At 62.9% G+C, this 9,075-nt stretch carries 7 protein-coding genes; 6 read left to right on the top strand and 1 reads right to left on the bottom strand.

All coding sequences use genetic code 11. The features are described from left to right. Positions 1–279: 279 nt before the first annotated feature. The 4 genes from metG (at position 280) to QZ079_RS05755 (ending at position 5,300) form a co-directional block, all read left to right on the top strand. Positions 280–1,902 carry a methionine--tRNA ligase gene (metG, locus tag QZ079_RS05770; protein WP_297036258.1) on the top strand — a complete coding sequence of 541 codons (1,623 nt, stop codon included), beginning with the start codon at positions 280–282 and terminating at the stop codon, positions 1,900–1,902. Between the two features lie 189 nt (positions 1,903–2,091). Beyond that, positions 2,092–3,030, top strand: coding sequence for a 16S rRNA (adenine(1518)-N(6)/adenine(1519)-N(6))-dimethyltransferase RsmA (gene rsmA / locus QZ079_RS05765; protein WP_297036255.1), 939 nt, complete (start codon positions 2,092–2,094; stop codon positions 3,028–3,030). Continuing rightward, the gene (locus tag QZ079_RS05760) at positions 3,027–3,998 is read left to right on the top strand and encodes a TatD family hydrolase (RefSeq protein ID WP_297036252.1); all 972 of its coding nucleotides are present in this window, start codon (positions 3,027–3,029) and stop codon (positions 3,996–3,998) included. The genes rsmA and QZ079_RS05760 overlap by 4 nt, the downstream gene beginning before the upstream one ends. Positions 3,999–4,103: 105 nt before the next feature. Next, positions 4,104–5,300 carry a PHP domain-containing protein gene (locus tag QZ079_RS05755; RefSeq protein WP_297036249.1) on the top strand — a complete coding sequence of 399 codons (1,197 nt, stop codon included), beginning with the start codon at positions 4,104–4,106 and terminating at the stop codon, positions 5,298–5,300. 130 nt (positions 5,301–5,430) lie between these two features. Here QZ079_RS05755 and QZ079_RS05750 read toward each other — a convergent pair whose 3' ends face one another. Next, the gene (locus QZ079_RS05750) at positions 5,431–6,855 is read right to left on the bottom strand and encodes a D-alanyl-D-alanine carboxypeptidase family protein (RefSeq protein WP_297036246.1); all 1,425 of its coding nucleotides are present in this window, start codon (positions 6,853–6,855) and stop codon (positions 5,431–5,433) included. Positions 6,856–7,020: 165 nt separating this feature from the next. Between QZ079_RS05750 and QZ079_RS05745 the strand changes: the two genes are divergently transcribed. Both QZ079_RS05745 and QZ079_RS05740 read left to right on the top strand, forming a co-directional pair. After that, positions 7,021–7,719, top strand: coding sequence for a response regulator transcription factor (locus QZ079_RS05745; RefSeq protein WP_297036243.1), 699 nt, complete (start codon positions 7,021–7,023; stop codon positions 7,717–7,719). A 27-nt stretch (positions 7,720–7,746) separates the two neighbouring features. Further along, positions 7,747–9,018 (top strand): cell wall metabolism sensor histidine kinase WalK, encoded by a 1,272-nt coding sequence (locus QZ079_RS05740; protein WP_297036240.1) that lies wholly within the window; start codon positions 7,747–7,749, stop codon positions 9,016–9,018. The last annotated feature ends 57 nt before the right edge of the window (positions 9,019–9,075 follow it).

Here is a 9,075-nt window from a genome sequence, read left to right as displayed (position 1 = left end):
CCCGATGCCGCCATCCGCGCGGATATCAAGGCGGCGCTCGAGGCGGGCGAGCCTGCGTCTGCCATCGCGAAGCGCCTCTCCCAGCGCTATTCCCGCCGCCGCCGTGAAGTCTATGCCCTTGTCCTCGAGCTTCAGCAGTGAGGGGATGGATGGGGTGGACCTGTGGCGCCGGCGAGAGCTTCAGCTCTGGACGCGGATTCTCACGGCGCTCGGCGCACGTGCCGCACATGCGCTAAAATGGCAGATTGTATGCATCAACCACTGGAGGAGTTCGCCACCATGGAGCACACGAAGCCCTCGTATTACATCACGACGCCCATCTACTACGTGAACGCCAAGCCGCATCTCGGCACGGCGTACTGCACGATTCTCGCCGATGTGCAGGCGCGCTTCCGTCGCGCGTGCGGGTACGACGTCAAGTTCCTCACCGGCATGGACGAGCATGGCGAGAAGGTGGCGGAGGCGGCCGAGAAGAACGGCTTCGATACGCCGCAGGCGTGGTGCGACTCCATGGAGCCGGCGTTTCGCGATCTGTGGGAGACGCTCGAGATTTCGAACGACGACTTCATCCGAACCACCCAGCCGCGCCATATCGCGGGCGTTCAGAAGTTTCTGAAGACGCTGCTCGATAACGGTTATATCTACAAGGACGCCTACGACGGTTGGTACTGCCGTCCCGACGAGACGTATTTCACCGAGACCCAGGTGCGCCACCACGAGGAGGAGCGCGTCGCCGCCGGCGAGGCCCCGGCGGATCCCGAGCACCCGCTCTGCCCGGATTGCGACCGTCCGCTCGAGCGCATCAAGGAGGAGAGCTGGTTCTTCAAGCTCTCGGCCTTCGAGCAGCCGCTGCTCGACTTCTTCGAGGCTCATCCCGATTTCATCCAGCCCGAGACGCGCCGAAACGAGGTCGTTAGCTTCGTGAAGGGCGGTCTCAAGGATCTCTCCATCAGCCGCTCCACGTTCGACTGGGGCGTGCCGTTCCCGTTCGACGAGAAGCACGTGGCCTACGTGTGGGTCGACGCCCTCATCAACTATCTTTCCGCCGTGGGTTACGGCGCGGACGGGCAGGAAGCAGCCGATACCCTCGCGCTGCGCTGGCCGGCGCAGTACCACGTCGTGGGCAAGGACATCATTCGCTTCCACTGCGTCATCTGGCCGGCGCTGCTCATGGCGGCCGGGTTGCCCCTGCCGGAGAAGGTCTTCGTCCACGGCTTCCTCACCGTGCGCAACGAGGAGACCGGCAAGGTCGAGAAGATGAGCAAGAGCCGCGGCAACGCCATCGCGCCGGAAGAGGTCATCGACCTTCTGGGTGTCGAGGCGTACCGGTATTACTTTATGAGCGACGTGACGCACGGAGCGGACTCGCCCATCAGCTGGGGTCGCATGCGCCAGGTCTACAACGCCGACCTCGCCAACAGCTGGGGTAACCTCGTCTCGCGCACGCTCAACATGAGCATGAAGTACTTCGACGGCTGCGCGCCCGCGCGTCCCGCGAACTTCGACGACCCGAGCCCGCTGCACGATGCGTGCGATGGTATCTTCGAGCGCTACGCTGCGTGCATGGAGGCCATCGATTACAGCGGCGCCGCGGCCGAGGTGCTCAAGATCGTGTCCGCCGCGAACCACTACATCGAGGACATGGCGCCCTGGGCGCTCGCGAAGGATTCAGCGAAGGCAGACGAACTCGCGAGTGTGATCTGGAACCTGCTCGAGGTCATCCGCATCGCAAGCGAGCTCTACGACCCGTTCATGCCGCGCATCTCGGCAGAGGTGCGCCGTCGCCTCTCGCTCGAGCCCGCGCCGACGAGCGACCTCGCCGCCGCGTGCGCGTGGGGCGGTCTTGTTGGTGGCGCCCCCGTCGAGAAGGGCGAGCCACTCTTCCCGCGCCTGGTGGACTAGACGGCCGGCATTCGAATACACGGCTTTTCGCATTCGCGCTCTTCGCGTGAAAACTTGCCATATTTCGGCATGAAAGTCGCCCATCGCAGGTCTTTGTGCCCAAAACCGGCAAGTATATGAATGAAGACACGTTCGCGTTTCGCCACGGTAGAGCTCGCCACAGCAGGGTTCGCCATAGCAGGGAGTCTCATGACCATATCGCCACTAGCTAACTTTTCCGCGACGCGCGAGCTGCTCGACGAGTTCGGGCTGGCCACCAAGCACAAGTTCGGCCAGAACTTCCTCGTCGACAACCATGTGATCGAGCGCATCTGCGAGCTTGCCGAGCTTACGGGCACGGAGTGCGTGCTCGAGGTGGGGCCGGGCATCGGTACGCTCACGCTCGCGCTCGTGCAGGAGGCGGCGCGCGTCGTCTCCATCGAGATGGATACCGCGCTCGAGCCGGTGCTCTTCGCGCACGCCGCCGACCACGCGAACTTCACCTACATCATGGGCGATGCGCTTCGCGTGCCGAACGAGCGCATCGAGGAGGCTGCGGGCGTCGTGGCCACGCATTTCATCTCCAACCTGCCGTATAACGTGGCGGCAACCATCATCCTCGACTTCTTCGAGCGCATGCCCGCGCTCAAGCGCGCCGTCGTGATGGTGCAGAAAGAGGTCGCCGACCGCATCGCCGCGCAACCGGGCACGAAGGACTATGGCGCGTACACGGTGAAGCTCTCGCTGTACGCGCAAGTCACCGGGCGCTTCGAGGTGCCGCCGCGCTGCTTCATGCCCGCACCGCACGTCGATTCCGCCGTCATCCGTCTCGACCGCCTGACCATGGAGACAGCCTCCAACGTTGGCGGGGCGAGAGTGCCAGACGACCAGCCAAAAGGGACTGTCCCCTTTGGCGGGGATAGTGGTGTTGGCATCGCCGCGGTGTGCCGTGTGGTCGACGCGGCGTTTGCGCAGCGCCGCAAGACCATCCGCAACTCCATGAGCGCGAACGGTTTCGATAAGCAGGCGCTCGACGCCGCGTTCGAGGCGTGCGGCATCGCACCGACATCCCGTGCGGAGACGCTTTCCGTGAGCGACTTCGTGTGCCTGGCGGAGGCGCTTGCCGCAGTGGAGGCGGATGGCCGATGAGCGCGGAAACGGCGACGCCGCTCGTCTTTACCAAGCATACGAAGCGCGGGGATAAGGAGTATCCGGCTCCGGAGCCCCTCGCCCCGCTTTTCGATACGCATGCGCACCTTACCTGTTTTTGGACGAAAGACCCGGCGGACGTATTGGTGCGCGCTGGCCGTGCCGGCGTGAGCCAGATCGTGGTGCCCTACGATCCCATCGCCGACCACATGACCCCTGCGGCATTCCGCGTGCAGTTGCAGGCATGGCTTGCTGCGGCAGAGGAGCGCGTTGCCCGGGTTGATGCGTCTGCTCAGTTTGTCCTCCCGGACGTGCGCTACCTTGTAGGCGTGCACCCGTATGGCACTTTGGAGTACGGGGATGAAATCCATGCGCAGCTCATCGAAGCGCTCGAGGATCCACGTTGCCTGGGTGTCGGCGAGATTGGACTCGATTACCACTTCGATGCAGACGACCAGATCGAAGCGGCGCCCCACGACGTGCAGATCGCGTGCTTCGAGCGGCAGCTTTCGCTTGCCATAGAGCGCAAGGTGCCCGTTGAGCTGCATATTCGAAATGACACTGCCGATGCCGCCCGCACGGCGCACGAAGACGCGTACCGCATCCTGCGCATGCTTGGCGCTCCCTCGGCTGGGTGCGTGCTGCATTGCTTCACTGAGGATCGCCCGACCATGGAGCGCTTCGTGGAGCTCGGCTGCTACATCGCATTCGGCGGCGCCGCAACGTTCAAGCGAAACGAAGAGCTTCGTGAAGCTTTTGCCGCATGCTCGCTCGATAGAATCCTCTTCGAGACGGATTGTCCCTACATGGCACCGGATCCGCTGCGTGGCGTTGAGTGTGAGCCGGCGATGATCGCGTTCACGGTCGACGCGCTCGCGCGAGATCGAGCAGAGCGTACCGGAGAAGATCCCGTTGCGGTCGCACGCGCCGCATGGGAAAACGCGCGCAGGCTCTTCGCGCGCGCATAGCGCTTGCGCAGTCGGCGCGATTCCTGCAATCTTCGGATGGTTGCGCCATAAGCCTGCGTTCAGCGGGTACCATGTGGGCAATCGCATGCGATAGGGAGGTGCCCCGTGGGTAAGCCGGAAGAGAAGAAGCGCCGTTCTGGGCAAAAGAGAGCGGACAAGCCCAGTAAGGCTGCCAAGCGTGAGAAGGCGAAGGAAAAGCAGGCGCGGAAGGCTGCCAAGCGCGCACTCAAGAAAGAAGCTGACGAGCAGGCGAAAGCTGGGCGCGCTATCCGGAAGGCAACCGACCGCGCCATCAAGGATCTTGCGCTCCAGAGCGCGAGCGAAGCAACGGACGCTGCGGCGCGGACCGCGGTGCGTACAGCCCAGCAGGCGGTGCGTCGCCTCTCGCCGCGCTACAAGGATCCGAGACCTGCGGAGAGCAGATCGGTTCTCGGCTCGTGGGACCTCCATATGCATTCCGTCTTCTCGGACGGCTCATGCACCGTCGACGAGCTCATTACCGAGGCGCAAGCCGCTGGCATCACGCGCATCGCCATCACCGATCACGACTCGCTTTCCCAGCTGGCAGCTATTCGCGAGCGGGCGCGCGAGCTGAGTTTTCCCGTGCTTGCCGGTGTCGAAATCTCTGCGTGCGATCCGGCGACCGGGCGTAAGGTGCACGTGCTCGGCTTTGGCTTGAGCGCGACGCCGGACGGGTTCTCCCCGGTGGAGCAGCTGGTCGCTCCCACGCTTGCGGCGCGGACGGCGAATACGCTTTGGCAGGCATGGGTGCTTCGGCGGCAGGGCGTTGAGTTTTCCGGGCGTCATGTCTCGCTCGACGAGGTGGCCGCGGTTGCCGGTGCGAGCACGGGCGTCTACAAACAGCACATCATGGAGGCGCTTACCCGCAGGGATCGTCGCGACCCCGATTACCAGTTCTGCTATTCCTGCTGGTTTGGTGAGGGAGGTTCCGCGCGCCGTGAGATCTCGTATCCTGCAGCAGCCGATGCGGTGCGCGCTATTCGCGAGCAGGGAGGCGTTCCCGTACTCGCGCACCCCGGGCAATCGGACGCATGGGCACTTATCCCCGAGCTCGTGGGTGCCGGGTTGCTCGGTGTCGAGGCGTACCATCCCGACCATACGGCGCACGACAAAGAGCTTGCGTTCGAATACGCTCGTCGCTACGGTCTGCTCGTGACGGGAGGCAGCGATTATCACGGGGCATACGGCGAGGCACCCAGCGTGGGCACCTGCTTTGTGTGTCCCGAGGAGGCAGGCGCTCGGGTCGAGGGGCTCTTCGCCACCGAGGCCTCGCTGCGCTAGCTGCAGCTAGGAATGTAGCTGTTCGGGGCTCTGGTAGGGCATGCGTGAACGTAGCCCAGGGGGTTATTCTACGCCGCCTGTCCCGGTGATTTCACCCGCCCCGTCTAGAGCGACGATGCATCCGCCTTCGTTAGACTTGCGGTACCGTGGCGAACACCTCGTGCGGGGCGGTTGTGGGCTTGCCGGTGATCCAGCGCGTGAAACGATCGAACTGCACCATCGCCCATTCGAACGGACTCGGCTCGGGCACGTCTTCTGCGGCGATGAGGTCAACCGTGGTGAGCGTGCCGTTCCCCTGGTAGAGCGTGAGCTTGCCCGCCGGGTCACCGCGATGCACGGCGCCGGGAAACTCCTCGAGCTCAACATCGAGCGAGAGTTCTCCCGCCAAGGTGAAGACCCGTACCGTGGCGTCGGGATCGTTTGCGACGACGTCGACCGTCTTGTCCGTCCATGCAGAAGCAGTCGCACGCCCCACCAGCGTCTCGCCTTCCATCGTGGTGACGTCGCCCTGAACCACGTTGACGGTTTCTGTGTGGTCGTAATACCAGTTAGCGAGCGCGAGCGTGTCGTTGAAGCGGTCATCGTCCTCGGGGCAGCCGAGCACGACGACGTATACCTCTTCGCCGTCGCGCAAGAAGGTTCCGGCGAAACATTTGCCCGAGACATACGTCGTCCCGGTCTTACCCCCGATATTGCCCTCCTCGCCCAGGATCCTGTTCCACGGGTGGAAGGAGACCGTGCGCTTTTTGCCATCCGCTCCGGTCACGATGATGGAATCTTCCCCGCAGCCATCCACCTCGCGAAACGTCTCGTTCTCCATGGCATAGGCGAGCATTATTGCCACGTCGCGTGCCGAGGCATGCATGTCTGCCTCCCACGCACCGAAGTCGAGTCCATGGGGGTTGGCGAACAGCGCTCCGAGCCCGAGCTCTTCGGCCTTCGCGTTCATGGCATCGATGAACACGCCGTAGGGGTCGTCGCTCGAGGGATCCATGATCGCGCCGACGCTCGTAGCGATCGCCATGGCGGCATCGTTGCCCGAGGGGATGAGTAGCGCCTTGAGCGCCGTCTTGAGGTCGAAGGTGTCGCCCTCGCGCAGGTTGGCACTCGACTCGCCTACGGTCGCAGCGGCGTGATCGACGGTGATGGTGTCGGTTACCTCTGCGTTCTCGAGTGCGACGATGGCCGTCATGAGCTTTGTGAGCGACGCGATCTTCACCTGTTCGTCTGCCGAGCGCTCGAAGTAGACGGTTCCCTCGTCATCCATCACGATCGCATGTGGGGCGGTGATGTCGGGAAGGTCTTCTGCGGAAAGCCCGCGCTCCTCGGCGGTCTCACCGCAGACGATGTCCGTCTGCAGTACCTCGGCATGCGCCGACATCGGCAGCACGAATCCAGCGCCCACGGTGAACACGAGGGCGCACAGCAGGGTGATGATGCGGCGCATGAGGGGTCGATGCATGACGGGCTCCAGGATCGGTTCGAACTCGAGCGCCTCGCGGCGGCTTGCGCAGGAGAAGCGCTGCGGAAAGGCCATGCCGCAAGATTTCGGCATTCCACAATTCTACTCTCACCCTTGCGAATCACGAAGGCAAGCAAAGCTTGTGCAGAGCTTATGGTGTCTGCTTCAACCAGCCTTAGAGCTTGCTTAAGCTGGCGCGTGAGTGCAACGCGGCGGCGTAGACGGGAATAATGGCAGCTAGGGGAAAGGAGCGTCCAGGTGAAAACGCGTATCCTCGTCGTTGACGACGAGAAGACCATTACCGACCTTGTGGGCATCTATCTGAAAAACGAAGGCTTCGAGGTAACGCTTGCCTATTCCGGCGCCGATGCCGCGAACCTCATCATGTCACAGGAATTCGACCTCGCGATTCTCGACATCATGCTTCCCGATATCGATGGGTTTGAGCTTCTGCGCACGATTCGCGCGGATCACACCTATCCCGTGATCATGCTTACCGCTCGTGACGCTCAGGCCGATAAGATTGAGGGGCTCTCGCTCGGGGCGGACGACTACGTGGTGAAGCCGTTCCGTCCGCTCGAACTTGTTGCTCGCGCCAAAGCGCAGCTGCGTCGGTACACGAGCTATGGCAGCCGGGATGAAGTGCCCAGTTCGCACATCATCTCTGTACACGGGCTCGAGATCAATCCCGAGGCGCATACCGTCACGGTCGACGACAAACCCGTGCGCTGCACGCCTATCGAGTATTCGATTCTGCTCTATCTTGCCGAGAACCGCGGGCGCGTGGTTCCGGTGGAGGATCTGTTCCGCGCGGTGTGGAACGAAGAGTTCATGCAGGGCTCGAATAACACCGTGATGGTGCATATTCGGCATCTGCGCGAGAAGATCGGCGACGACGCGCAAAGCCCGCGCTTCATCAAGAACATCTGGGGCGTTGGGTACACCATCGAGGGATAGCGGCGAAGCCGGGAGATGGACGGTCTCATGAATACACGCGAAAGCGCACCTCAGCAGCAGCGTAACGGCTCGGTGTCCTCGGTGCCGCCTGAAGGAGACGCCTTCATATCCCGTTTGTTGGCGATCACCGCGAGCAAGCTGCTTTCAACGGTGGTGCTCTTCTTTTTGCTCCTCATGATTTTCGGTGCCGACAATCCGCTCGTGCTCGTCGTTCTGCTGTTCGTGGGATACCTCATCGCCGACCGCTTCATCGAGGCGCGCCGTTGCGTGGTGCTCGGCGGCGTCGCGTGGATCCTCGTCCTCGTTGTGGGAGGCATCCTCAAGGGCGGCACGCCGTTTCCTGCGTTCTTTAGTGCCGGGTACCTCTTCATGTTCTGTGGGTTTCTGCTCGCGCTCGCAGTGTGCCTCACGTTTTTCGTGGGGCGTTCGCTCTATGCGTACGGGTTCGAGCGTGGTCAGGAGCAGGCGGATACGATGATCGCGCGGCACATCACCGAGCGGCTCATCGATCATCCGGATGATTGGGATCAGCTCGATGGGGACTATCTCGAGGTTGAAAGTGCCATCAACCGTGTGCGCGAGAGGCGCCGTGCGGGCGAGCAGGCGCTTCGCAACGAGGCGCGGCGCAAGGACGATCTGGTAACCTATCTCGCGCACGACCTCAAGACGCCTCTTGCGAGCATTGTCGGCTATCTCTCCCTGCTGGAGGAGGCTCCGGATCTTCCCGTGGAGCAGCGTGCCCGCTTCACCGGCGTCGCGCTGGAGAAGGCGCATCGCCTCGACGCGCTCATTGAGGAGTTCTTCGACATCACACGCTTCGACTTCCACGATATCGTGCTCACGCGCGGCTATGTTGACTTGAGCTTCATGCTCGAGCAGGTTGCCGACGAGTTCTACCCCATCCTCTCCGAACAGGGCAAGAAGGTCGAGATCGCGTGCGAGCCGGGTCTCCGCGCGCTCATCGATGGCGACAAGATGGCGCGCGTGTTCAACAACGTGATGCGAAACGCCATCGCCTACAGCTATGAAGGCACGACCATCCGCATTTCGGCAGAACGCTGCGAGGACGATGGGGTGGTCGTTCGCTTCGAGAACCAGGGCGACCCCATCCCCGAGCCCAAGCTCAAGTTGATTTTCGAGAAGTTTTACCGGCTCGATGCGGCGCGCGCGACGAATCGCGGCGGCGCTGGGCTTGGACTTGCCATCGCGAAGGAGATCGTGGGCGCGCATGGAGGCACGATCGAGTGCTCTTCCACGCCGGAGTGCACCACCTTCACCATTGTGCTGCCCGGTGTGTGAGGATGCCCCCTGCCATCGGGGGCGGGAACCAGCCAAAGGGGACGGGGGTTATTGGCT

It is taken from the genome of uncultured Enorma sp. (assembly GCA_905210055.1).
GTDB lineage: Bacteria > Actinomycetota > Coriobacteriia > Coriobacteriales > Coriobacteriaceae > Enorma.
This window is presented reverse-complemented; position numbering and strand designations above follow the sequence as displayed.